Source organism: Kangiella geojedonensis (assembly GCF_000981765.1).
GTDB classification, from domain to species: Bacteria; Pseudomonadota; Gammaproteobacteria; order Enterobacterales; family Kangiellaceae; genus Kangiella; species Kangiella geojedonensis.
The window spans coordinates 275,005-301,632 of record NZ_CP010975.1; the positions used below are offsets into that span (position 1 = coordinate 275,005).

Below are 26,628 nucleotides of genomic sequence, written 5' to 3' on the forward strand. Positions count from 1 at the left end.
GATGGTTTTAATGAAACGATTAAAGACATACAAAATGAAAAAACAGGTTAAAGGTTTTACTTTAACCGAAATCTTAATTGCTTTAGCAATTGTTGCGATTATGGGCACTTTCGTGACTTTAAGCTTGATGGGTAATGTGGATAAAGCAAACCTACAAAAATTGAAGGGTGACTTAAACACGCTAAAGACGGCGTTAAACTCTTACAAGATTGATAACGGTTTTTATCCATCAACAGAGCAGGGGTTAACGGCTCTGATTCGTCGACCTACGAGTGACCCTATTCCTCAAAATTATCAAAGTTCAGGGTACTTAGGTTCGAGTGCGGTACCAAAAGATCCTTGGAAGCGCGATTATATTTATATTTACCCGGGTCGACATGATGACTTCGATTTATACACACTAGGTAATGATGGCCGAGAAGGTGGTGAAGGTGAGAATAAGGATATCGGCACTTGGAATTTACATGAAGCTAATTTCAACACCGAAAACCAATAAATTAACACCTATCAAAACATCTCTTCAAAAAGGCTTTACGCTCGTTGAGATTCTGATTGCGTTAATGATTGCCGCCATGATGATTTCGGTGGCAACCATTGCCTTGAATGACAACGAGCGAGCTGAACTCAAAACGAAATCGCGTCAACTCTATGGCTTACTTCAAGTTGCTCAAGAAGAGTCGATTATTCGGGGCATCGAGTTAGGCGTTCAGATCGAGTCGGACGGTTACTCGTTTATGATTTATAACGGTGGTAAGTGGCAACCGCTTGAGGATCATCGTTTGCTTAAAGCCATTGAGCTAGAAGAGCCTATTCGGATCGCAGTCAATCTAGAAGGTCAGGACGCTTTATTAGAAAATGAGCAGCCTGAAGACGAAGAGGCTCCTAGTCGTGACGGGGGAAGCGGCGATAGTTCAGAACAAGAAGACAGGAAAAGCAAATCAAAAACACCACAAATTTATATGCTGTCCAGTGGAGAGATGAACGAATTTGTAGTGACGGTGGGTTTAGATCGGGATGAGCCTTTGTTTTATCGAATCCGTGGCAATTATGTTGGAGATATCGAGTTATCGAATGCTATAGAAGGTCATTATAGCCATGACTGGGATAAAGATTTAGACGACGAAGATGATGAATAAACATATCAATCGACAATCTGGTTTGAGTCTACTAGAGCTGCTAATAGCGTTAGCAGTTTTAGCTATTTTTATTACGCCGATGTTGTCAGGTTTGTTTTCTTCAAGCATTGTTGCCTTGGGCAACTCTAAGGATAAGACTTTAGCTAATTTTGTAGCCCAAAATCACTTAGCTGAATTACAGATTGACAATGAGTGGCCATCTATTGGCACTCAACAAGGAACCACAGAGTTCGCTAACAGAGAGTGGGAGTGGGAGCGAAAAGTTGTAGGCACAGAAGTAGAGAGTATGCGTCGCGTTACCCTTTCCATTAGTTACGGTGCGCAGGGTATTTATACCATGACTGGTTTTGTCGGAAAAAAATCTGACAAAGGTGGCGGAGAGCGGCGATGATACGCTCCAACAAAGTCAAAGCTTTTACCCTCACTGAAGTGCTTATTGCGCTATTTATTTTTAGCGTGGTATTAGCAGGGGCTTTGCAGATATTTAACTTTATACAAGTTAGATCGGAAGCAAATGACAAACAGATTGAACGATTACGTGAAGTACAATTAGCATTTAGACAGCTAGAAGAAGATATTCGATATATGGTGCCTCGCGATAGACGCGATGTTTTTGGTGACCGAGCTCCTTTGTTGAAGGCTGAGTCTCAGAGTGCTAACAACTATATAGAGTTCACAAGAAGTGGTTGGCGAAATCCAGCAAAGATTAAGCGCAGTAATTTGCAGCATGTTAAATACGAGTTCGTCGATGACCGTATTGAACGCCACCATTGGATTTTTGTGGATAGCGCACGAGATGATCAGGAGTTATCGCGCGACTTCCTGACGCAAGTTGAAGAGTTTCATTTAGAATTTCTAACAGAAGGAACTTGGAAGAAAGAGTGGTTGGTTGATGATGACCAAAGACTAGCAATGCCAGAAGCAATCAAGGTTACGGTTGTGCTGGAAGATTATGGTGAGCTTTACAGGTTGTTCCCAATGCCTCGGTTTGAGGTGTCTGCTGGCGATGATACTGAGCGTCAACCATCGACCCCTAATGGTCGTGACGGTGGAAATAATGATCAAGATACTGGTGATGGGCGAGGTAAAAGCTTAAGGAGCGACGACTCATGAAGGCTTTAGACAAGAACCGCGGAGTGGCTCTGATTACTGTGCTTATTATCTTCTCAGTGTTGAGTATTTTGGCCATACAGATTCTAAATACACAGCAAATGCATTTGCAGCGCACAGCCAATATTATTAATGGTTCTAGAGCCTACCAATATATGTATGGAGCTGAGGTATTTGCCACCGAGCAGTTAAAACAGTACTTTAAAGACAGTAAAGCGGAGCGTGTTCACCGTAACCAACCTTGGGCTGAAGGTGGCATCGCTTTTGAAATTGAGCAAGGGTTGGGGCAACTTCAGGGTGAATTGCGTGATATGCATAGTTGCTTCAACATCAATAGCATCCTCATGGAAACCGAGGATGCAGGTACAGGAGCCGATGGTCAACCACTGGGTGGTGGCACGAGTATCGGTGGTGGCAGCGGTGGAGAAAAATCCACGGGCAGTGACTCCGGCGGAAGCGGTATGCCTGGCGTTGATTTGTTTGCTAAATTGCTTGAATCTCATATAGAAGATGGTGAAACCTCACCTCAGGCTCTAGCGGTAGCGACAAAAGATTTTATTGATGAAGATCAGGAGCCTACAGGTATAGATGGCGCGGAAGATTACACCTATACAGGATTGCAAGTTCCTTATCGAACAGCTGATACGCTGTTAGCACATACCAGTGAGTTGATGGTCATTAAAGGTTTTAATGCTGAGACTTATGACTCAGTGAAAGAATATTTATGCGTACTACCAACCACTGAGGGTACCATTAACGTTAATACTGTTAAGCCTGAGCATGCCGAGCTAGTTTGGATGCTACTCGATGAAGTGGAGTTGTCGCAGGTTCGTCAGGCTTTGCAGGAGTTGCCAGAAGATGGCTATGACGAAAATAGCTTCTTTGAAGCGCTAGGTAGCGGAAAGGTGTCGGAGCAGGGCAAAGGCAGACTGGTTTATGATAGTAAATATATGCTACTGAAGGCTGAAGCCAGAGTGAGTACAGGAACTGCTGTTGTGCACTCTTTAATGTTAAAAAATGATAATGAATTTCATGTGGTTGCACGCCACATTGGAGAATAAATAATGAAAGAGCGATTATTTATACGCATTAGTAGCGATGAGCGATCGTTACAGTGGGGGACGCTGTTAGACGCAGAAGAGGGAAGCCATGCTTTTGCAGACAGTGGTAGCTTATTGCTTGAAGACGCAGAGACACTGGGTGAAGTTATCGATCAGCACCAGGTCATACTGTTGCTTCCAGCTCATCGAGTTAAGTGTTTTAACGAAACAACGCCAACTAAAAATCGTAAGCAGCTTGAAAAAGCAATTCCTTATCAACTGGAAGAGCAAATTCTTGATAGTGTTGAAAATCAACACTTTGCGCTGGGTTCGTTTGATGCTCAGGAGCGTTTAGCCATTAATGTCGTTGATAAAGTGTACTTTGAAGAAACTCTAGTGTTGTTAAAAGAAGCAGGGGTGGAGCCAGACTATGTGGTGTCAGAGGCAGCTTGCGTACCATACTTTTCTGATTCTTGGAGTGTTGTTATTGAAGACCAGGTATTGGTTCGTCAAGAGGATAATATATTTTGGTCTGCCGATAAGCCGTTGGTCGAAGAATTATTAAAGCTGGAGCTGCAAAGTAATGAATTAAGTGTGACCCAAGCGGTTCGAGTTTATACCGTTGAAGGGGAAACATTAAAACTAGAAGCTGTTCCTGGCTTGGCGACGCAGCAGGAAGCTTTGGGTGACTCATTCCTTTTCCTAGCTCAAAATTTTGACAGTGGGGCTATCAACTTATTGCAGCAAGAGTTTGCTTCTCAAAAGAAGACACAGCGCAATTATGGTGTGTGGAAGTTGCCAGCAATAGCCGCTTCTCTATTACTACTGTTGGGTTTAGCTTACTTGGTGAGTAATATTATTTATTTAAATAAGCAACGCTCAGAGTTAGAGCAGCAGACTTTAGCCGAGACTAAGAAAATTTATCCTGGCCAAGAAGATTTAACGGTTGCTTTAATTCAAATCAACAGGGGCTTTTCTAGTATTGGTGGAGACAGCGGTAGCGGGGTTAGCTTTGCTGGATTAATGGATAAATCGATAAAGGCGATGGATACCAAGAATATTGAGTTTACTCAGATTGAGTATATTGCTAGTCGTGGGGAGTTAAGCATGGATGTCAGTGCTGAAAGTTACGATATTTTGACTGGCTCACAGAGAAGCCTTGAAAGCTCTGGTTTAGAAGTAAGCATGCGCAATGCTTCTGAGAACGGAGGTGTGTGGACAGCAAGAATTACGGTGGGGTTAAGCAAGTGAAAGCAATAAAAGATTGGTATTCTGGTTTAAACCAGCGTGAACGTAGCATGGTGACGATACTCGGCGTTATGATGATATTGCTTATTATTTTTATTGCCGTTGTCTTGCCGATTAAAAAATATGTGAATGGTCTTAATGACGGTGTGCGACAGTTAGAGTCTGACCTGCCAGTTGTCGCATCAAAGGTACAGGCATTGCAGGCTCGATCTGGAAATAACCCACAGGTAACAAGACAGTCATTGAATCAACTGATTACAAATAGCAGTAAGCGTTACGGGTTAAAGTTTTCACGTATCGAAGAGCGTAAACGTGATGAAGAAATTCAGGTGAGACTTGATGATGTTGAATTTGACCAGCTATTACGCTGGGTTGGACAGTTGGAGCAACAGCAAGGTTTAGTTATCGACACATTACGTGTTTCGGATAATGATGAATCAGGGATAGTCGATGCTTCAGTGAAATTTATAAAACCTTCGTAAATAAACTAATAGAAAATAGCGTATGAAAAAAATAATTGTAGGGGCTGTAATAGCCCTTATTCTTTTTATAGCGATTCTTTTAATGCTTGCGCCGGCTAGAGTTGCAACGCCGTGGATCACTGATGCGGTCCCTGAGTTGTATTTAACAAATGTGAGTGGGTCGATTTGGTCAAGCCATATTGAGCAAGCTAAGTATAGAAACTTAACGATAAATAATATTGAGTTACAGCCTAGCGCCATCGCTCTACTTTGGGGGGCGTTAGAAACTAGTATAAATATCCAAGATCCCAAGATAAGTCTAGAAGCAGAAGCAGTATTGTCTAGAAATAACTACTCTGTTAAAAACGCAAACTTTGATGTCGATACGGCTTACGTAGCAAGCCTAATCAAGGTGCCCATCGATGGTTTATCTGGTCGCGTTAACGGCCAAGTTTCAATATTAGACTACTCAAAAAAGAGTTTAAAGCAGCTTTCTGGAGAAGGGCAGTGGAATAATGCGGTTATTCTTTACCCTAACAATAATTTAGATATCGGTAACGTCAGTTTTAAATTAAGTAAGAGTGGACAGTTAGATAATGCTGCAAGAATTGATATTATGGATAATCAGGGCGTTTTGGATTTAAAGGGGTTTATTGAGGTGGGTTTAAATAAACAGTTTAGGATGAACATTCATGCTACTAACCAGCTCCCTGCACACTTAAAAAACTGGTTAACGCGTTGGGGGCGTCAGGATGGAAATCGGATCTACTTAGAATGGCAAGGGCGTTTACCTTGAAGCTGGAAGACTGGAACGCTGTTGAGGCCATCTTATTAGACATGGATGGTACTTTGCTGGATCTGGCTTTTGATAATCATTTTTGGAAAGAAGCTATACCAGCCATTTATGCCGCTGAGAAAGGGATTAGTTTAGAGCAGTCTCGTAATGACCTTGGACAACATTACGAAGAGCATTATGGAACGCTTAATTGGTACTGCACGGATTTTTGGACAGACAAACTCAAGCTAGATATCATAAAACACAAGACAGATTTAGCCGATAAAATAGCGCTACGACCAGGTACTAAAGAGTTTCTTGAGTACATAAGTGATAGTGACAAAAAGGTTCTTCTTGTCACCAATGCGCATCCAGAGACTTTACGGGTTAAGTTAGAGCAAACAAAAATCGATCAGTATTTTGATGCGCTTTACTCATCACATCAGTTTAAGCAGCCAAAAGAATCACCTGTCTTTTGGGCAAAACTTGAGCAAGAAATAAAGACACCATTATCAAATTGCCTATTTGTTGATGATACAGAAGCAATCTTAATCCAAGCGCAACAATCAGGTGTTAAACATGTAGTGATGGTTGAGCAGCCGGATATGAGCATGCCCGCAAGGAGTGTCGAGTCACTACGAAGCGTCAACTTACTAACTGAACTATTACCAACGAACAAGTATGACTAGAAAATTACCGAAAATTAAAAAGCAGCAAGTTATCGCCAAGACAAGAATATTTGCGGTTGAAGAACTAGAGCTAGAGTTTTCTAACGGAGTGTTTCGTATTTATGAAAGACTCAAAGCAGGCAAGCACGGTGCCGTGATGATCATTCCGCTTTTGAATGAAACTACTATGCTATTAATTAAGGAGTATGCGGCAGGTACGGAGCGTTATGAGCTAGCTTTTCCTAAAGGTCTGATTGATCCTGGCGAATCTGCAACTGAAGCCGCGAATCGTGAACTACAAGAAGAAGCGGGCTATGCAGCTAACTCGCTGAAGGAGCTAAAAAAGATTACACTCGCGCCTGGCTATTTAAGTCATGAAATGAATCTCGTGGTTGCAGAAGAGCTTTATCCCAGTAAGTTAGACGGTGATGAGCCCGAGCCCATTGAAGTGGTGGAGTGGGATATCAGTCGTATTGATGAGTTACTGGAGCTAGATGAGTTTAGTGAAGCTAGAAGTATTGCAGCAGTGTACTTACTAAAAAGATATTTAGAACAAAAAAGCCGCTAAAGAGCGGCTTTTTTAATAAGGTTAACTAGATGTTAACGCTCTTCGGCTGGCATAGAAATAATTTTTTCGCCACTTTCATCAGTAGTTAAAGTACCATTTTTTTCGAGGTACTCCTCAATAGGCTTATTGCCAGCAATAATGCGAATAGCAAAAGGTTTCTTGTGTGACTCTTGAGCGTCTTCAGCAATCACTGTAACCAGATGAATACCTTCCGTCATTGGCGTTACGCTAAACTTATGTTGAGCCTGACCGCCAGATGACTTCTGTAGGTTGAGCTGCGTATTGCCATGTAACACCATGTTGTCAGTAGTTTTTAAATTAGCGTGGCTTGGCTGTTGTTTGCCCGTAAAGTTAACACTGATATCAACCGTTTCACCGACCGCAACACGTTCTTTAGATACGGTATAGTCCATCTCGACTTTCATCGATGGTTTACCAGGGCTTTTGAAGCTTTGTTCGCCTTTAGTGTCCTGCTCTTGAGCAGTCGTTTGGTTATTGCATGCGATGAGTGGTATCGCAATGAATAATGGTAATAGTAACTTTTTCATGTCAATTGTCCTCAATACGATTAATTCTGAATAAGCGATACATCGAAGCAAGTGCCAACAATGGCAGAGCCAGATGAGTTATAGGCTAGAACGTCTGCAACGTGTGTGCCTGCTGCAAAGTTTTCAGTAATGTTCACGGTTGATGTTCCTAAGGCTTCCGTGAAGGCAACTAACTGACCCTGGTTATAGATGTAACCATCTAAGTCGTTAGAGCCTGAAGGTTCTAACCTTAATGTATAACTTCCAGCGGATTGAATATTAAGTCTCAAGAACTTTCTGTTTCCTAATTTATTTCTATCACTGCCGAAAGTCGTGATGGTACACACTTCTTGAGTATCACCAGGTGATAGCTCGTTATAGACAGGGATTACGCTCGGCTGGCCTTCGTTATCGGTTTCGTTAGAGCCCCAGATATCTACGTTCACATTGATATTTTGGTCGTTCAGAAGATCGTTTAAGGCTGCTACATCACTGGCATTTTCTTCCTTTAAGTATGTCATAAAGCTGAAAATACTAGTAAAGGCTTCTGTATTTCGTTGCTGTCCAGTTAAGACATCATAAATTGGCTGTAAACCTAAGTCGGCTAAATCATCATTAGCGCTGTCGTAAACATCATAAAGAATCGACTGAACGGACCCTTCGCTAAACCAACCCGGATTGGAGACATTATTATTCTCGACATTGATCGAAAAGCCTTGTGACTGATTGACACCAAAGGAATCTCTGTAGAAGGGATCGTCAGTTATAATGCCGGACCAAGCGTTACCGAAACCTTCGCCAAACGCTACTCGCATATCGAGTCTATCGCCGCCGCCATGTGGCCCACCAACACTGTCTGAGCGAGCATTATTATCTTCAAAATAATGTCCCCACTCATGAATGATGACATGGCCATCATACTCATCGCTATCAGTGTTCGCAGCTCCTAAAAGGTAGATTTGGTCTTGTGTGTAAAACGATGTGCCAATACGACCATCGGCTAAATTACCACTTTCAGGAATATTATTCGGACTCCAGTTAATCACCAGAGGGGCCAGCGTGAGGTTAGCATCAACTTCTTGCAGTTTAGTAATAGTGACATAAACGCGGTCTAGGATATTAAAAGGCGCTGCCGCTCGAGTCGAGGTATAAGAGCTACCGCCCCATCCTGAGTCTGCGTTGAAGTCTCGGGTTTCGCTGGTCGAGCTAACAGTAAATGTCGAAGTGTCTAGAACATATTGAGCATTACTGCTGGTATTATCGACCACTTCGATATCCCATGACTGAGTGCCTGTCTGCTTCAGCTCTGCGCGGATTCGTAGTCGGTAACTAGTGCCAGTTTCGCCGTCGACTGAGTAATTCCCCGAAGCATCGCTGACATCGGTGTCAACAACGGTACTACCATTTAATAATTGAACGGTCACGCCACGGATCGGCGCTTCAACAGTAGCACTGTGGTTTAAGCCGTTTGTTGAAGTGTTGTGCGGTACTTTATCAAACGTTAAGGTCCCTGAAATAGTGGCTGCTTGACCACTTCCGCCGCCTCCGCCTGGAGGAGGTGTTGGAGAGCTATCATCACTACCGCCCCCACCGCCACAGCCATAAACCATTCCAGCAAGAACAGCTATAGTGAGCATTTTCTTTAAGTTCATAATTAACTCCAGGTCAAATTATCATCAGTTCATTTGAAACTCTGCATCAAAGCAAACTGCCGCTACAGCGGTGCCTTCTGCGTTATAACCAATAACATCAGCAATGCTAATGCCTTGCGCAAGGTTTGCGTTTATTACTGCAGGCTCAATACCCGCATCATCATTGGCAGCAACTGCTTCTCCATTGGTAAATATATAGCCATCAATATCATTATCGCGTGAAGGCGTTAATGTCAGGGTGTAGCTACCGTCAACAGGTGCATTGAGTTTAATAAAGCGATGGTTAGCTAGTTTATTGCCGTCAGCTCCTTGTGAGGTACTGGTGCAAACTCGTATGACATCTCCAACGGCCAGATCTAAATAAACGGGTAATGCCTCGGTTAAGGAGCCATTATTGGTGGCGTTTGTGCCCCATATGTCGACATCAGTAGTAATATTTTGGGCTTGCAATAAGTTGTTAAAATCATTAACGAAAGAGGGGTTGTTCTCTTTCATAAACGTCATAAATGTGAAGATACTGGTCATTGCTGGAGTATCTTTTTGCTGTCCAGTCAAAATATCGACAATCGGCTTTAGACCTAAGTTGATAAAATCTTGGCCGTCGCTAGCTTCATCATAGATATCATATAACAAGGATTGTACTGAACCTTCACTGAACCAGCCGGGGTTAATGACGTCGTTATCTTCAATTTCGATGGAGAAACCGGTGGCTTGGTTTTGGTCAAAGGAGTCTTGGTAAGTAGGCTGGTCGGTAATCATAGCTGACCACGCATTACCAAACCCTTCGCCAAAAGCAACGCGCATATCAAGGTAGTCTCCGCCTGCATGCGGGCCGCCGATGCTGTCAGATCTTGCGACTTTATCTTCAAAGAAGTGTCCCCATTCGTGAATGATGACATGTTGATCGTATTCATCGGTATCAACGTCTTCCGCCCCTAACAAGAAGATTTGGCCGTTTTGGTAATAAGAGGTGCCGATCTCTCCGATGGTCACATCGCCAAACTGAGGAATATTATTCGGGCTCCAATTGATTGTAAGTGCTGGAAGCTGTACGTCACCAATGGCATCCAGCTTTAAGAAGATGTCATAAACTTTATCAAGAATGTGGAAAGGCGCTGCGGCGCGTGTCGAGGTATAACCTTGTTCGCCTTGCCAGCCTGAGGCGGCGTGTAAATTAATCGACATCGACTCACGCTTAACCTCAAAAGTGTTCGTTTCCATGGTGTAAAGGGCGCTATCATTCGTATTATCAACCACTCTAACTTGCCATGCATTGTTGTCGCCATCACCAGTGACATTAGACAGTTCTGCCCGCACGCGTATTTTAACGAAAGTGTCCATTTTCTTAATGAACTTGTATTGCCCTTGAGCGTCCGTAATATCGGTTTCAATAATAGTGCCGTCTTCAATCAGCTGGACTTCAACACCGCGGACAGGAGAGGCGAATGATTTGTTGTATTCTAAACCGTGGGAAATGTCGCTGTGAGGAACTTTTTCATAAGTCACTTTGCCTGTGATTTCAGCATTAGGCACATCACAGCCAGATAAGACGATTAGTGCCACACAAGCACACAATAATCTCCATGGAAACATAAACTACCCCGATATTATTATGATTGATAAGTAAAACAGTTTTTCAGTTTAATATAACTTATTCACTTGATCGAGTTGCTATGTTCTATTTAGTGACTTTTCTGATGTGTTTGATAGCTGCCATTACCTGGTTATCACGACGATAATCTTGTTTTTCAGTACTTTGCGTTGACTCAAGGTTTTTTGTATCGGTTTGTAGCTTTTCGCTTTTGGACGCCTCAATAATCTCGAATTCTAGAGGTATATCAGGCGTGATGCCTGAGTTCTGAATGGAGCGGTCATTAGGAGTGTAATAAAGCGAAGTCGTCAACTTGATAGCATTACCGCCGTGAATAGGCAAAATTGTTTGGACCATGGCTTTACCGAAAGACTGTGTGCCAATTAAGGTTGCTCGTTTATGATCTTGTAAAGCTCCTGCAACAATCTCAGAAGCTGATGCTGAGCGGTTGTTAATAAGTACCACCAATGGTTTTCCACGCAAGATATCACCAGCGGTCGCATTATGGACCTCATTATTGTCTTGTTCACGGCCTTTGGTCTTAACTATAATGCCATCATTCAAAAATAAATCGCTAACCTCCGTTGCACCATCTAGTAGGCCACCGGGATTATTTCTCAAATCTAAAATCAAGCCAGATAATGGCTTCTTGCTGAGATACTCCATATTACTGATCGCTTGGCTCAAATCATTCGCAGTACGCAGTTGAAACTCAGTAATACGTGCAAATCCAATATTGGATTCTAGAAGCTCATAATTCACACTGGTGGTATGAATAATTTGCCTGGTGATCAACACTTCTTTTTTTTCTTGGTTAGCCGCGGCAATATAGGTCAACTTAACTTTACTACCCGGAGCCCCTCGCATTAGATTTGAACCTTCTTCTGAAGGCAGGTTCTGGGTTGAGACCTCATTAATCTTTACGATTAAGTCTCCTTTTTCCAAACCCACGGCTTGGGCAGGTGAATCTGGAATGATATTCACGACTTCAATACCGTTTTCGAGGTGATTAGCCTCAATACCAATCCCTGCATAATCACCAGTGGCGCTTTCTTGCAATGCAGCGAATTGTTCGGCACTTAAATAGCTTGAGTAGGGATCAAGGTTGTTTAGCATGCCACGAATCGCGGCATCTAAAATTTCTTTATCGCTAAGCTCTTTAACGTAAGACTTTTTGATTTGTGCGTAGGCATCGGCTAATGCAGCGAGTTCGTCTAACGGTAGAGTTTCTACCGTATTTGACGTTCCAGATTCTTGAGTGGCTTTACTATTATTGGATGATTCTTTAATGGTTGTATCTGTCGGGGTGTCAGCGAAGGATGTGCTGACAAAGCTGCAACACAGTATGCTAACCAGTAAAATTCTCAATGTCATAAATTCCTTGTCCTTACTTTGTTACCCAACAGGTATCGCTCGGTTATTTAATCCAGGCCATAGGGTTCTGTGGTTTACCCTTATATCGTATCTCGAAATAGAGTCCTGTTTCGCCACTGCCGCCACTGCCACCTGATGTTGCTACAGGTTCACCCGCTTCAACCCAGTCTCCCGGCGACTTCATGAGTGTTTGATTTTGGCCATAAAGTGATAAGTAACCTTGACCATGATCAACGATTACTAAGAGTCCATATCCGCGCAGCCAGTCTGAAAACACCACTTGTCCATGATGAATAGCATGGACCATATCGCCTTCTTTAGCCCCAATTAAAACGCCGTTCCACTTTAAACGGTTTCCCAGTTTATTGCTACCGTAACGCGAAAGGAGAGAGCCTTGTGCTGGGCGTTGCAGCTTATTTTTGTATTTTCCCAGTCCTGTAAGAGACTGCTTAGGCGCAAACTGTCGCAATGTTTTTTCAATGGACTGAATAACCTTGCCAAGCTCTTGTTCATCGCGCTTTAATTTAGAAAGGCGCGAGTTCTGATTGCTATAGCTATTTTTAAGTTGCTGTAATGCAACCTTTTGTTGTTCCTTCAATTTGACTTGATTAGCTTGTTGTTCTTTTTGATTTTTCTCAAGCTCTGATAGCGAAACTAATGTGGTTTGTATTTCTTGTTCGATGGTTTTGAGTTGTTTTAAAGTCTCTTGCAACTCTTCAATATCATCGATGCGAGCTTGGTTGAGGTATCTAAAGTACTCAAGCATCCGTGAAACTTTAGTCGGATCTTCTTGATTGAGAATCAGTTTAACGTATTCCTGCTTTCCGGAAATATAAGCACTTTTTAGCTGAGCAGCCAATTGCTTGCGTTGCTTTTCTCTAAGCGTAATTTTTTGCTGTTGCTCAACTTTTAATTGGTTAAGCTTTTGTTGAGCGCTACTGAGTTTGTCACGGGTTTGTCTTAACTCGGTAGTGGCCTGAGCTAAAGCTCGATCAATGGTTTGGATCTTTTGCTGGGCTTCGCTTTGTTCTTTAAGGTTTGCTTGTAATTCTTTTTGGATATCAGAAATTGCAGCCTTAAGAATCTTAAGTTCTTTTTCAGCTTGCGCTTTATTATTATTCGCTGATTTAGCCGAAAGTGAAAAGGCCACCAAGAAAGTGATGAGGCATATCAATAATCGTCTTGGTGGCATCATTCAGTATTAACCTTGTTCAATGTTACAGCTTGAAAATCGGGCGACCAGTCATTTCATCAGGAATCGGCAGATCCATCAAGGTTAATAAAGTTGGCGCCAAGTCAGATAATACGCCGTCTGTGACAGCTGGCTCAGTTTTACGACCAATATAAAGTAAAGGCACCGGTTCGCTGGTGTGTGCGGTGTGGGCCTGGCCTGTTGCTGCGTCAGCCATTTTCTCGGCATTGCCATGATCGGCAGTAATTAATGCTTCGCCGCCTACCTTTTCCAGTGCTTCAACAATTCGGCCAATGCATTCGTCTAGAGCTTCAATGGCTTTTACTGTCGCTTCGAAGTTACCCGTGTGCCCAACCATATCAGGGTTGGCGAAGTTACAAATAATTGCATCGTACTCTTGGTTCTCGATGACCTTAACCAAATGATCCGTTACCAGCTTAGCGTTCATCTCAGGCTGTAAGTCGTAAGTCGCGACATCTGGCGAAGGGATTAATTCGCGATCTTCGCCAGTAAAAGGTGTCTCAACGCCACCATTGAAGAAGAAAGTGACATGCGCATACTTTTCAGTTTCTGCAATGCGTAATTGCTTCTTGCCGAGCTTCATGAGATGCTCACCAAGCACATTGTTCATGCTGATCGGCGGATAAGCGATAGAGGCATCGATATCCGTCGCATACTGAGTCAGCATCACAAAGTCTGCTAACTCCGGACGAGTCCCACGTTCAAAGCCATCAAAGTTGTCATTGGCAAAAGCTTTGCTGATTTGGCGCGCGCGATCAGCGCGATAGTTCATGAAAATAACGCTGTCCCCGTCCTCGATAGGGGCTGCTTCGCCAATAACCGTTGCTTTGACAAACTCATCGTTCTCATCGCGATCGTAAGCGGCTTTTAATGCACTAACACCATCAATGAATTGATATTCGGCTTTACCTTGAGTCAACATGTCGTATGCCATCTCAACTCGCTCCCAGCGATTATCCCGATCCATCGCATAGTAACGACCAACCATTGTGGCTAAGCGACCAACGCCAGCATCTTTACAAGCATTGTCGAGTTTAATGATACTGGCTTCAGCGCTTCGAGGTGGCATATCGCGGCCGTCTAAGAAGGCGTGAATATAAACCTTCTTTGCGCCGCGTTGCTGACACAGTTTTATGGCGGTATGGATGTGGTCTTCGTGGCTATGAACACCGCCCGGGGATAGCAACCCCATCAAGTGAACGGCTTTATCTTTGCTGACTGCCTTATCAATAGCTTTTAAGAGCGTCTGATTATCAAAGAAATCGCCGGTTTCGATATCTTTACTGATGCGGGTGTAATCTTGATAGACCACACGGCCCGCACCCAAATTCAAGTGTCCAACTTCTGAGTTGCCCATCTGACCATCAGGTAAACCAACGTCGGTCCCCGAGCCAGAAATCAGGGTGTGGCTGTACTGATCCCAATACTTGTCCCAATTCGGGGTATTGGCCGCCATGATGGCGTTATCTTTCGGATCTTCGCTATATCCCCAACCATCAAGAATGATCAAGGCAACAGGTTTTGGACTATTACTCATGAAATTAGATATAAATGACGAACTTATGAGCTATTGTATCGTGCCAAGGGTGGTGAGACCAGAGCAAAGACAGAGGTGACTCTATGTTAACCATAGGTTGTTACACATTTGGTCAGAAATAGATTGAATCAATACAGACGTTCATTCTATATTGTCCTCTTCATAATAATTTAAAGAAGTAATGTAAAAGAGGAATTTTTTAATGGAATTTGTTATTTATGCAATTGTAGCCCTTGTTGTCCTTGGTATCTTTTTAGGGGTTAAAACCGTCTCTCAGGGTAACCAATATACGGTAGAGCGCTTTGGTAAATACCGAAAAACCTTAACCCCCGGGCTACACGTAATCGTTCCCATCATTGATCGTATCGGCGCGAAAGTGAATATGATGGAGCAGGTCTTGGACATCCCCGCCCAGCAGGTCATTTCGCAAGATAACGCCACTGTGACGATTGATGCAGTGTGCTTTTACCAAGTCGTTGATCCTGTAAAAGCAACGTATGAAGTGAATCAACTGCATCGTGCCATGCAAAACTTGGTCATGACTAACATTCGTACGGTTTTAGGTAGCATGGACTTGGACTGGATGCTGTCGAAGCGTGATGAAATCAACGCACGTATTTTGACGATTGTTGATGAAGCGACAAATCCTTGGGGCGTAAAAGTCACGCGTATTGAAATTAAAGACATACTACCACCGCATGACTTGGTTGAAGCGATGGGGCGTCAGATGAAGGCCGAGCGTTTGAAGCGTGCACAAATTTTGGAAGCGGAAGGTACCAAGCAAGCGGAAATCTTAGAAGCTGAGGGTGAAAAGCAAGCTCAGATCTTAACCGCTGAAGGTGCCAAAGAAGCAGCATTCAGAGAAGCTGAGGCTCGTGAGCGTCAAGCCGAAGCCGAAGCGAATGCAACGACCATGGTTTCGAATGCGATTGCAGAAGGTAACGTGCAGGCGATTAACTACTTTGTGGCACAAAAATACGTAGACGCGTTAGGTAAGATTGCGACGTCAGACAACCAGAAAGTACTAATGCTACCGTTAGAAGCATCGTCGGTCATTGGTTCGGTTGCAGGCGTAGCCGAAATCGCTAAAGAAGCGTTCAGTAATAAGTAATCGCGGATAAAAAACAAATAGGAGTCGTTATGGAGTTCTTCTCAAGCGCAGAGTATTGGCACTGGATGGTTTTTGGTCTGGTGCTGTTGATTCTAGAAATGTTCGCACCTGGCGCTATCTTATTATGGCTAGGTATCGCAGCATTAATCGTCGGAAGCTTACTGCTGTTTCTAGGAGAACTCTTAACGCCTGAGTGGCAATGGATTGTATTCTCGGTGTTCTCGGTTGTGAGCATCGTTGTCTGGCGCAGTTACAGCAAAAAGCGAAGGTTGAATGAACCTGAAGAAGACAGCTCGTTGAATAACCGCGGCAAATCACTTATCGGCCAAACGTTCACCTTAGCCACCGCTATCGAAAACGGCGTGGGCAAAGCTAAAGTCGGCGACACTTACTGGCGCGTTACAGGACCTGAAACACCACAAGGTGAAAAAGTCAAAGTGGTTGGGTTTGAAGGCGCGACTTTGAAGGTGGAACCAATATAAAGCTGCACGGCTCTATGCTGTAGCTGTTGAAAGTTACAGGAGTTACAGAGTTGTTACGTTGAACGTCATAGCTAGCTTTTAAGAAGGGGGCGAAGAAACCTCACAAAAGCAACTGCGACTAAAGCTAGATGTAATTCATTTATAAAAAAACGATATAACCAAAAGAAATTTGATACAAAGCGATACAATATTCCTCTTGAGAAATTATAGAAGTCAATATAGCATTCTGTGGAATAACCACCTTGAAGTTTAGGTGATTAGTCGTAAAAACTTCATAAAAATAAAGCTTATAAGGGAAAAAGGATGAAAAAGATTTCAATATTACTATCAACTCTTTTATTTATATCTCTACTTCCATTGTTAGCTGAAGCTGACTGTGGGGGGAACTCATGTACCAATGTGTATGTGGATAAATTATCTGTTCAAGGCAATAGCTCTGAGTTAGTTTATATAGGTACAAGTGGGGATGAGGCGCAACTTGACTGCGAAGCTCATGCCGGACTTTATGCCATTCTAGACTCGAATCAGGGAAATGCAGATAAAATATACTCTACTCTTCTAGCTGCCCAGTTGGCAAACAAGAAAGTTAAGATCAGAATTGCTACGAATACAGTGGGATGTAAAGTGGCTTACATTACTCTTGACCGCCAATAATAACGGTCAAACGGACTTGGTGTGAAAAAGTTAGGGTTAGCGCGGTTATATTACGTCCTCATTCACAGCTCACGCAGAAATATTAAAAACAGGCACTAATAAAATTGCATCGCTTTATTCATACGGTTATTTGAATAAAATTGATGTCTATATTCCTTTTAAAAAGGGGCTTTGTGAATACCCGACGGATGTTACCTTTACCCACAGTAACCAGGATTCAAAACCATGGTGTCCTTCGAGTTAACTGCCTATACCGCCAAAAAAAACCTTCAGTTCCAAGTCGACTCATATCAAATATGGAGTGGCCCTACTAAGACAAAATGTAAGGTCGATACAATAATTTTGAATTAGGGAAAATATCATGAAAATCAGAGTGTTTTTGCTACTTGTTTTATTAATGAGCGGAGGTAGTGCTTCAACCGCAGCAGCATTATATTGTAAAGGAAAGATTAGCAAAGTATTTGTTAGAGATAATGGAGATCTCCTAGTCTACTTAGACTGGAGGAGAAATTACTCAAAGTTGTGACATTTGAACGAAGCAGATTTGAGTACAGTTGTTTGTTCGATGTGGGCCTCATACGCAGCAAAGGCTTTGGAGTAATAAATAGCAGTTATTCATAGTTATAAAGCGTTTAATGGGATAACGTGTCAGGATTTGCCGACATATAGCAACACTCCTACTACAAACTATTTGATGCTTAAAAACTGAAAATATAACCGAAAAAATTAATAATTGAATAATTGGAGAAAGGCGATGACTCTCATCAGAGCTACGAAAGTATTTCTAGCATTAATAATCTTTTTAGCTATATCTAGTTTGAAAGCTGCACCAGGAGCGCCAGAAAATGTAGAAATACGCTCTGATGAAGCCAGTAAATATGTATTAATACATGGCGATGTACCATTTTTGGTTCCTGTTAAGGCAAGCGATGATGATGGTAATTTTTCTGTATCTTGGGACGAAAATAGCGGTGCAGATTATTATCAATATCGCGTATGTGAAGATGGAGTCTGCGGTGATTGGGAGCAAACAGGAGCAAATTCAGTTGGCATTCAAGTAAACGGTGCAGGTGATTTCACGGTGGAAGTCAGTGCTTGTGATGCAAGCGGCTGTAGCTCAGTCAGCAGCTCTGAAGAACTGTATGTTAACCCTCAAACGGTTATCAGTGAGGAGTCTCCGGAAGCAGCACCGTTACGCAACACAATGACGACAGCTGATATACCGGCAGCTTTAGACTCTTCAGATAAAGTCGGGGCTGTTGCAGGTCAGTTCCGTGTTAATGAGTCAGGACAAGCAACGTATAATGTTCCAATTTTTACCCCAAAAGGACGTGGCGGTATAAAGCCAAGCGTTTCCCTCAGTTACAGTTCTCAAGGGGGGCATGGAACACTGGGAGTTGGTTGGTCTCTTGCAACAGGATCGGCGATTACACGTTGTCGACAAACATCAGAAATTGATGGAGTGGATAAGGGCATAACCTTAACGCTTGATGATAGATTCTGCTTAGATGGTCAGCGCCTTATCCTAGCAAGTGGAGTTTACGGAGAAGCTAACTCTACTTACCGTACAGAAATTGCAAGTCAAACAAAAGTGGTCGCAAAGGGGACTGCTGGTGAGGGACCTTCTTATTTTGAAGTGTATAGAAAGGATGGTTCAAAAAGCCTGTATGGATATACTTCAGATTCTCAATTAGAAGCGAATGTCGTTAATTCACTAAGCGGTTCAGCGGTTAGCTCTGATGTGCAGGATACTGTCATTAGGTGGTCTCAAAGTAGTTATATAGATAACCCGTATCTTAATACACCTAATACCATTCACTACGAATATCAAAAATCAGAGAATTTTGGTGAGCAAGTCTTAGAGAAAATAACATACCCCCCGTCAGTTGAAATTGACTTTGTTTATCAGCGCACTTTTATTCAAGGAGGTATGAGTGTTGGGGGATACAGTCGAACATCGAAAAAGCTAACCCAAATTATTGTCCGAGACAACAACATTGATGTCAGAAAATATGACCTAGCTTATAAGACAAAACAACAGTCTCCAATGTCAGAATTTGAAGACGGTCCATTTCTAGATCCAGGGTACACAGTAACTGTAGATCAGTATCCTTTACGTTTAAATCGAATAACAGAGTCAGCGAAAAATAGTAGTGGAATTTGGATTAGCAAAAAGCCAACTGACTTTGAGTGGATTGAAAACACCTCAGGTTATTATGAAGGTAATTTTGAAACTGAGCTAGAAGCACCGACTTGGGTTACTGAATATGACAGTAAGATCTTTAGAGGTAACTTCCAAGCGGGTGATATTAACGGCGACGGAAATCAAGACTTAGTCTACGCTGAAAAAAGACCTTCTGACGGTAGCATCATTTATCGTATATTGAAGTCGAAAGGCGGTAACTATGATCAGATTGGGGGATCATTTGAACCGATAAACTCATCCCAAAATATCGGTGTTCAAGGTCCTGAGCGTGATGATTTTACATGGTCTCTTTTTGACTATAATGGTGACGGATATACCGACCTATTTACCACCGACCACAATGGAAGTGGCTCCTATGATATCAAAGTCCTAAAAGGTGGCTTAGTAGGATATTTTGGGTATAACTCAATAGTTAGTGGTATCACAACAACATCGCATAAGACATCTCGTCCGCAAGACTATAACGGTGATGGCTTGCCAGATTTGCTGATAAAAAATGGTTCAGGATGGCAGGTTTTATGGATGGAGAAAACGGGGGAATCGACAAGCCCACAAGAGTGGGGAAGCCCTCAGCCTATATCCTTTATAGGTTTCCCGGAAAAACCAGAGTCTAATTTCACAGGCGGTTATGTGTATTTGGAAGACTTCGAAATGAACAAGCACCGGGTCGCCGATTTTAACGGAGATGGTAGTGCTGATTTAGTGGTTACAAGAACGATTACCAAGCAATATACCTGTGGTGAAGGAGGAGAGCTAGAGCCTTTAAGTTGCAGTGAGGAAGTGAGTAAAGCTGACTATATTGCACTGTCTGACGGCAATGGTAATTTCAGCAAGTCAACAGCTTTACCGAGTGGTGTAGCGAAGGATAGCGACGATAATAGGATTGAGCAATTCAGTGATGTCAACGGCGACAGCCTTGCTGATTATTTATACAAGGACAAATCAGATGACTATTGGTATTACCGACTCAATACAGGGATAAAACTTTTAAGCCCTGTTAAGCTAATCGCGGTTGGAACAAGTGCTTATCCGGTATTACTTGACTACAACAGCGACGGTAGAAAAGATATTGTCTTTACCAAGAGCGGTGATTTGCATGTGGTTGCTGGTAAGGAATTGGGTTTCCACTACGAAGCCATATCAACGAATATCAGAATCGGTACCGGCAATCGAGTGTCCTCCTATGCCGACGTTAATGGCGATGGCATTCTAGAACACCTTAGAATTGATATGAGTAGTAGCACTCATACGATCAGAGTGGATAGGCCAAAACAGCCTGATGAAACGCACCGTTACGTCATTAATAAAATTAAAAATGGGATGTCTAATGTCACGGATATTACCTATAAGCCGCTAACAACAGACAGTGATCTTTATACCAAGGGAAGCGGTGCTGCCAACTTAGCTTGGGGTGCTGGAGCGAATTGCTCTACCAATAATCGAACCAATTGTTCGCCAGTATTCGACTTAAACGGTCCAATGTATGTCGTTTCAGAAGTAGAAAGTACCTCTCCTACAGTAACAAACCCAGCAGGGAAAAGTGGGGTTAGTTATCGCTATGGTGAAGCCAGAATGCAGGCCAAAGGGCGTGGATTCCTTGGTTTTGAGTGGTTAGAAACAAAAGACTTGCAAACGGGTGTCATTACTCGCACAGAATATAGGCAGGATTATCCATTTATTGGTAGCCCCTTAAGAACTACGGTTAAAATTAACAATCAAGTTATTAGCGACTCCTACAATCAATGGGCTAAAAAAGGCATTGTATTAGGAAGCAATAAGAAAATTGTTTTCCCTTATATATTCAGGTCTGCCGAAACTCAGTGGAACTTGAATACTTCTGGCGGAACAACGTTAAACTCACAGACCTTAACCCAGTCTGAGTATGATGACTTTGCCAATGTCACGAAGCAGATAACTATCCAAAGCGAGAGCACACTTTACTCGCCGGGTGATGATTTTATTCCGAGTTTAGACAGCTCAACAGGCTTAACTAAAATCGTAACGAATAATAGCTACAACGAAAATATATTAAAATGGCAATTAGGGCGACTGACGAGTGCGAGTGTCAGGCATGATCGTAATGGAGATAGCATTACACGTGATAGTGCATTTCAATATTATGCGGATACAGGTTTCCTTAAGAAGGAGATCATTGAACCGAACTCTTCCGATATTCGTGAGAAGTTAACTACTGTTTATCAGTATGATAATTACGGAAATATAACTCTGAAAAGAACTTGTTCATTGAATGTCAGTGATTGTTTGAACTCAACAAATGTTGATGATACTGACCCCTATCATATCAATCGTTGGACAGAATCTATTTATGACTCAGATGGACGCTATGTCACCAAAAGTAAAAATGCGTATGGACAAGTCACTCAGCAAGTATTCTCTAGGAATGCATTGGGACAACCCATTGAGTCTCGTTCGTTAAGCGGAGTAACAACCTTAAATGGTTACGGCGCTTTCGGACATAAATACTTCTCATATAACAGTGCCGGCAACTGGTCAAAAGAAACTAAGTTTTTATGCAACAGTAACTGTCCTTCTTTGGCGGTATATGGGGTGAAATCTGAGGTAGCCACTGGTAAGAAGTCATACGTATATTTTGATGCCCTAGGTCGAGAAATTCAGAAAGCAGCGATTGGTTTTGATGGCCGGTATTCAGTAACGACTACTGAGTTTAATCTCCGAGGTTTAGCGGTTAAAGCCACGGAACCTAAGCTCCGTGACTACCCCTATAGCTCAGTATCAGACGCTTACTTTGCAACAACGGACTATGACGTTCTTGGTCGACCTGAAGTCATAACTAACCCCGATGATGGAACAACAGAGATTGCATACGAGGGGAAGCAAGTTATAACCACAAATCCGCTTCTTCAAGTCAAAACTGAGAAAAAAGATAGCTCTGGCAAAACAGTTGAAGTAATAGATAACAAGCTTAACTCATTGCACTATGATTATAATGCAACGGGTGACTTAACCACGCTCACTTTTGTTAACCAAGTGCAGTCAGAAATGCAATATGACGATCTTGGACGAAAAATCTCAATGAAAGATGCGGATAAAGGTGGGGCTGACGGTAAAGCTTGGACTTATGAATACAACGCATTGGGTGAATTAGTTACACAGACTGATGCTAAGAGCCAAACGATCATCACTTATCGAGATCGCTTAGGCCGGATAATTAAGCGCCTCGATAAAAATTCCAGCGGTACCATTACCGGCAATCATCAGTGGTTTTATAATAACAACGCCTCACCGACCAATTACGGCTATGACGTGGGCAAGGTTTATAAAGAGATCGATTATATCTCAGGCTATGAAGTGCTTTATGGTTATGACGATATAGGAAGATTGGATCAAACCTCCACATATATTGATAATGAGCTGTACATTGCAAGTACAGTTTTCGACCAGTTTGGTCGAGTATTCCAATCCTTTGACGCGGCGAGCTCAGAGTTTGCTAATGCAGGAACCCGTAATGTCTACAACCCATACGGTTATTTAGAAAGTGTCCATGATGCCCGAGGCGAGCCTCAATTAAGTAATCGATTACACTTTATTGAAGCGATGGATGCGCGCGGAAATGTAACGGTAGAAATCAAAGGTACAGATACGCGTACAGCAACAACCTATTTTGCAGATACTGGGCGCTTAAAAACAATCAGCACCGAGTCCAATAATAAACAAATCCAATTATTAGAATACTACTGGGATGCAATTGGCAACCTAAAGTGGAGAGAAACCAAAGATACCGTTACTAACGACATGATCCGCGAAGATTTTCTATACGATGAACTGAATCGTTTAACTAGCGCAGATCATCCCAATGAGAGCATGGATATTACTTATTTTGATAATGGTAATATTAGAACCAAGTCTGGGGTTGGAACGTACAGTTATGGTGGAGCTTGTAATGGTGTTACAGCGGGTCCTCATGCGGTAACGCAAACCACTTCCGCAGAGGGCGATGCAACTACCTATTGCTATGACGAAAACGGCAATATGCTGAGCGGTGATGGCCGTACCATGAGTTATAGCACCTTTGATAAGTTGGTGCGCGTTGATAAAGGTGGGCACACTACGAAATTTGATTATGCACCAAGTCGTAGTCGTTATAAGCGTGTGGATATTGCGGATGGTAAAACAACCACCACTTATTACGTCGGCAATGTAGAAATTATTAAGCATAGTGATAAATCGTATACCACTTATAGACGAAATCTAGGTGGGGCTTTAGTCGAAGAAAAAACGAATGGAACTAAGAAAATACATTATCTGCATAAGGACCATTTAGGCTCGACAGACGTTATTACAAATACTTCGGGTAACGTTGTTCAGCATTTTAGCTTTAATGCTTTTGGCGAACGTCGAGATCCTATTAACTGGGAAACCTATACTAGCGGTAGCTTCTTAAGTTTAAGTCCGATGAGCAGTGCTTTATCTATGCGCGGCTATACCGGGCATGAGCAGGTGGACGAAGTCGGCCTGATACATATGAATGGACGGGTTTATGATTCAAAACTGGGACGATTTATTCAAGCCGATCCACATATCCAGGCACCATCAGATTCGCAGAACCTGAACCGCTATAGTTATGTGAATAACAACCCGCTGAGTTATACCGATCCTACAGGGTATTTCTTAAAAAACCTTCTTAACCCAATGAGAAATATAACCCGCGGTATAATGAGAGCGGTGGGATATGAAGCATCAAGCTGGCTAGTAAAAGTTGGTTCAATGTTCTGTGGACCGTGGGCGGCAGCCTGTGCTGCAGCTGGAACATATGACCTGAATCGTGCTTTTGGTGCAAGTACGGGAGACGCATTAAAAGCAGGCATTGTCGCAGGCGCTACTACGTACGCATTCCAACAAGCCGGGGGAGGATACGAAGGGTATAGTTATGGAGATATTATTAAGGATGGTTTAATAACGGCAGCTTCTTACAAAGATCCAAAATTAGGACAAGCTTTAAATTATGTTTTTAATGGCTTTGATCCAAATAGCGTAGGCGATTCTACAAGAAACTTAGTTTCGGCGTACGGTAAAGTCAAAGCCAGTGAAGAGTTTGAGCGTTTTGCTAGGAAGAATGGGATGACTTTGCAGGAGCTGAATTTATATATGCTGGGGGCCTCGTTCTTAGGAAATGAGATGGTAGGCACGAGATTTTACCAAGACTTCAATCAAGATGGTAATAATCAACAGGGTATTATGGGGATTCTTTCAAGAAATATCCCGCAAGGCGCTTTAATTACAGATCAAACTTTAAATAAAAGTATAGGCTTGGTTTTTGATGTAATTGATATAGCTTTAGGTTATCAAGGTATTATAACTGCATCTGGTTATGACTTTATTCGGAATGGAAATAGCACAAACGTTCTTTATGGACACAGTTTAGGTACTTTAGATGTGAGTACTCTGGTAGCTAGGGGATGGGCTAGCTCAGGAAAGATTTATTCATTACCCTTTGGAAACATCGCACCAGCTAATATATCAACTACATTAGGGGAGTTCGATATCGTAAATGGAGCTGTGTTTGGAACTATTTTTAATCCTTGGTCTAACGTTACTGATTGTGGCAGTGCCATGGGGTTATGTCATACTTACAGCGAAAATTATAAAGGTAAATAAATGACTAAATTAGTTATTTTGTCTATTACTTTATGGTTATTGTCGTCGTGCTCTATATTCTCTGCACCTAACACATTAACCATAGACAAAAACACTGGCCCGATTAAGATATCTTCTTGCGTTAAGTTTGCACAGCAGAAGGTTACTGTTTTCTATGAGAGGAAAAAATCTGGGGGGGGGAGTTACAAAGGAGATGTCGCTTTTTCATTTAAGCCACAAACTTTGTTAGAAAGTGGTAATAAGGAGAGTTGCAAAAGCTATTCTAATGTGACTTTTAAGGATATTTTAAATAATACGATAGCTGATACTGGTAGGTTTAAAATTGCAATCTCGCTAAAGTTGGTAATAGATTCAAACGTTTTCCATGGTAGAGGCGAAAGTGGTTTTTACAACTCTTTTGGTGACTTTTTGAGTAATAATATACAAGTAGCAAGAAAAATAGCTTTAGAGTTAGCAATTAAAAAGGCTATGAATAAAGCAAGCGTAGCCTCGAAAGAACGTAAGTGAATTCGAGGTTTTGAATAAATGGTGAATAAAAATAATTGGGTCAGAGTGCATTTTAATTAGCTTAGGGTGCAGAATAAATGGGTCAGAGTTAGTTTATCAAGTATAAGGAAGCTTGATCTACAGATGGCTTTGTAGCGAAATTACGAGCGTAAAGACGTGAATCATAGGGACTTAGACGAGTTATAATTCAGTGGTTCCAATTTGAGATGAAAGTGAAAGGTAATTAATGAAAAAGCTAATATTAGCAGTAGTGATAACGTTACTATCAAGTACAGGCTCTGCTACGAATGCCTGGTATTGGGGAGAGGTTACACAAGTAATGACTTTTACCGATGATGGAAGCTTCTTCGTGACTATTGATAATGGAGATATTGCAACAAATTGTAATTATAGCCGAATTAGGTTCACGGTCACTGATATGGGTTCTGAAAGGACGAAAGCAGCGCTTTCGATGGCATTAACCGCACTTACTGCGGGCAAGCAATTTGGTGTTGTTGTTGATCTAGATCAAACAACAAGCTCTAACTGTTATGCGTCTAGTACTTCAAGCCAAGGTGCGGCAATAAAGTAAGCGCAAAAAAGGACAGACCTATTTTCTGAAGTAAGTTGAGAAAAGAAAATTGAATTACTCAATATAAACAAGCTAGTGCATAAATAAATTTAGGCTGACTGTGACATATTAAAAAGAGACTGCGTTTAAGAGAGTCGAATAATAAATAAAATAGGAAGGAAAAGGTGTGTATAAAATTATAGTAATAATAGTCTTGGCTATTATGCCGAATGCTTTAGCTGAATATATTACAGGCGAGGTTAAAAGGATTTATGCAGTGAATGATAAGGTTCATTTTAGAATAAAAGGAGATGACTGCATTACGGGTAGTCAATATTACTATTTCAAGATGAACGACACTTCTGCTAATACTGTTATTGATGCTAAGAACTGGTACTCGATGCTTCTAGCTAGTGCTATGGCAGGAAAGCCTGTCTCTGTCAAAGTTAACTCTTGTCCGACAGAGGGTAGTGTCGAAATTAGTTATCTTTATCAAGAATACTAATCAGGTCTGTCATTTTAAGTACTCCAAAAGTCATTTACAGTAAAAAAATAAGTAATAAGTAATAAGTAATAAGTAA

At 42.0% G+C, this 26,628-nt stretch carries 23 protein-coding genes; 17 read left to right on the forward strand and 6 right to left on the reverse strand.

Annotated elements, in window-relative coordinates:
• The first annotated feature begins 10 nt into the window (after nt 1–10).
• Genes gspG through nudE form a run of 10 tightly spaced genes read left to right on the forward strand, consistent with a single transcriptional unit; the run spans nt 11 to nt 7,006 of the window.
• Nucleotides 11–496, forward strand: coding sequence for a type II secretion system major pseudopilin GspG (gene gspG, locus TQ33_RS01325; protein WP_046560463.1), 486 nt, complete (start codon nt 11–13; stop codon nt 494–496).
• Nucleotides 465–1,136 (forward strand): type II secretion system minor pseudopilin GspH, encoded by a 672-nt coding sequence (gene gspH, locus TQ33_RS01330; RefSeq protein ID WP_046560464.1) that lies wholly within the window; start codon nt 465–467, stop codon nt 1,134–1,136. The genes gspG and gspH overlap by 32 nt, the downstream gene beginning before the upstream one ends.
• Nucleotides 1,126–1,527, forward strand: a complete 402-nt coding sequence (gspI, locus tag TQ33_RS01335) for a type II secretion system minor pseudopilin GspI (protein ID WP_052735152.1) — start codon at nt 1,126–1,128, stop codon at nt 1,525–1,527. Before gspH ends, gspI begins: the two co-directional genes overlap by 11 nt.
• Nucleotides 1,524–2,249 (forward strand): type II secretion system minor pseudopilin GspJ, encoded by a 726-nt coding sequence (gspJ, locus tag TQ33_RS01340; protein WP_046560465.1) that lies wholly within the window; start codon nt 1,524–1,526, stop codon nt 2,247–2,249. The genes gspI and gspJ overlap by 4 nt, the downstream gene beginning before the upstream one ends.
• Complete coding sequence (gene gspK / locus TQ33_RS01345) at nt 2,246–3,307, forward strand: type II secretion system minor pseudopilin GspK (protein ID WP_046560466.1); 1,062 nt, start codon at nt 2,246–2,248, stop codon at nt 3,305–3,307. Before gspJ ends, gspK begins: the two co-directional genes overlap by 4 nt.
• Nucleotides 3,308–3,310: 3 nt before the next feature.
• Nucleotides 3,311–4,537 carry a type II secretion system protein GspL gene (gene gspL, locus TQ33_RS01350; RefSeq protein ID WP_046560467.1) on the forward strand — a complete coding sequence of 409 codons (1,227 nt, stop codon included), beginning with the start codon at nt 3,311–3,313 and terminating at the stop codon, nt 4,535–4,537.
• Entirely contained in the window at nt 4,501–5,016 is a 516-nt protein-coding gene (gene gspM, locus TQ33_RS01355) for a type II secretion system protein GspM (protein WP_228640297.1), read from the forward strand. The genes gspL and gspM overlap by 37 nt, the downstream gene beginning before the upstream one ends.
• 22 nt (nt 5,017–5,038) lie before the next feature.
• The gene (gspN, locus tag TQ33_RS01360; protein WP_084616893.1) at nt 5,039–5,791 is read left to right on the forward strand and encodes a type II secretion system protein N; all 753 of its coding nucleotides are present in this window, start codon (nt 5,039–5,041) and stop codon (nt 5,789–5,791) included.
• The gene (gene yrfG, locus TQ33_RS01365) at nt 5,770–6,459 is read left to right on the forward strand and encodes a GMP/IMP nucleotidase (RefSeq protein ID WP_046560470.1); all 690 of its coding nucleotides are present in this window, start codon (nt 5,770–5,772) and stop codon (nt 6,457–6,459) included. Before gspN ends, yrfG begins: the two co-directional genes overlap by 22 nt.
• A complete protein-coding gene (nudE, locus tag TQ33_RS01370) occupies nt 6,452–7,006 on the forward strand; it encodes an ADP compounds hydrolase NudE (protein ID WP_046560471.1) in 555 nt (184 codons plus the stop codon). Before yrfG ends, nudE begins: the two co-directional genes overlap by 8 nt.
• Nucleotides 7,007–7,038: 32 nt before the next feature.
• Here nudE and TQ33_RS01375 read toward each other — a convergent pair whose 3' ends face one another.
• The 6 genes from TQ33_RS01375 to gpmI all read right to left on the reverse strand — a co-directional run bounded on the left by TQ33_RS01375 (nt 7,039) and on the right by gpmI (nt 14,900).
• Nucleotides 7,039–7,554, reverse strand: a complete 516-nt coding sequence (locus TQ33_RS01375) for a hypothetical protein (protein ID WP_046560472.1) — start codon at nt 7,552–7,554, stop codon at nt 7,039–7,041.
• Nucleotides 7,555–7,574: 20 nt separating this feature from the next.
• Nucleotides 7,575–9,185 (reverse strand): carboxypeptidase-like regulatory domain-containing protein, encoded by a 1,611-nt coding sequence (locus tag TQ33_RS01380; RefSeq protein WP_046560473.1) that lies wholly within the window; start codon nt 9,183–9,185, stop codon nt 7,575–7,577.
• Nucleotides 9,186–9,209: 24 nt separating this feature from the next.
• The gene (locus TQ33_RS01385; RefSeq protein WP_218915771.1) at nt 9,210–10,778 is read right to left on the reverse strand and encodes a hypothetical protein; all 1,569 of its coding nucleotides are present in this window, start codon (nt 10,776–10,778) and stop codon (nt 9,210–9,212) included.
• Nucleotides 10,779–10,863: 85 nt separating this feature from the next.
• Nucleotides 10,864–12,150: a S41 family peptidase gene (locus tag TQ33_RS01390; RefSeq protein WP_052735154.1), complete on the reverse strand. Its 1,287-nt coding sequence runs from the start codon at nt 12,148–12,150 to the stop codon at nt 10,864–10,866.
• Between the two features lie 43 nt (nt 12,151–12,193).
• Complete coding sequence (locus TQ33_RS01395; RefSeq protein WP_144405931.1) at nt 12,194–13,345, reverse strand: murein hydrolase activator EnvC family protein; 1,152 nt, start codon at nt 13,343–13,345, stop codon at nt 12,194–12,196.
• Between the two features lie 22 nt (nt 13,346–13,367).
• A complete protein-coding gene (gpmI, locus tag TQ33_RS01400) occupies nt 13,368–14,900 on the reverse strand; it encodes a 2,3-bisphosphoglycerate-independent phosphoglycerate mutase (protein ID WP_046560475.1) in 1,533 nt (510 codons plus the stop codon).
• Nucleotides 14,901–15,102: 202 nt separating this feature from the next.
• Between gpmI and TQ33_RS01405 the strand changes: the two genes are divergently transcribed.
• The 7 genes from TQ33_RS01405 (at nt 15,103) to TQ33_RS01435 (ending at nt 26,552) form a co-directional block, all read left to right on the forward strand.
• Complete coding sequence (locus TQ33_RS01405) at nt 15,103–16,011, forward strand: SPFH domain-containing protein (protein WP_046560476.1); 909 nt, start codon at nt 15,103–15,105, stop codon at nt 16,009–16,011.
• Nucleotides 16,012–16,040: 29 nt separating this feature from the next.
• Complete coding sequence (locus TQ33_RS01410) at nt 16,041–16,493, forward strand: NfeD family protein (protein ID WP_046560477.1); 453 nt, start codon at nt 16,041–16,043, stop codon at nt 16,491–16,493.
• Between the two features lie 303 nt (nt 16,494–16,796).
• Entirely contained in the window at nt 16,797–17,147 is a 351-nt protein-coding gene (locus TQ33_RS01415; protein ID WP_046560478.1) for a hypothetical protein, read from the forward strand.
• An 817-nt stretch (nt 17,148–17,964) separates the two neighbouring features.
• On the forward strand, nt 17,965–24,990 hold the full coding sequence (locus TQ33_RS01420; RefSeq protein WP_169745454.1) for a toxin TcdB middle/N-terminal domain-containing protein: 7,026 nt from the start codon (nt 17,965–17,967) through the stop codon (nt 24,988–24,990).
• Nucleotides 24,991–25,497, forward strand: coding sequence for a hypothetical protein (locus TQ33_RS01425; protein WP_046560480.1), 507 nt, complete (start codon nt 24,991–24,993; stop codon nt 25,495–25,497).
• 226 nt (nt 25,498–25,723) lie between these two features.
• A complete protein-coding gene (locus tag TQ33_RS01430; RefSeq protein WP_046560481.1) occupies nt 25,724–26,068 on the forward strand; it encodes a hypothetical protein in 345 nt (114 codons plus the stop codon).
• 202 nt (nt 26,069–26,270) lie between these two features.
• Nucleotides 26,271–26,552 (forward strand): hypothetical protein, encoded by a 282-nt coding sequence (locus TQ33_RS01435; protein WP_144405932.1) that lies wholly within the window; start codon nt 26,271–26,273, stop codon nt 26,550–26,552.
• Nucleotides 26,553–26,628 lie beyond the last annotated feature (76 nt).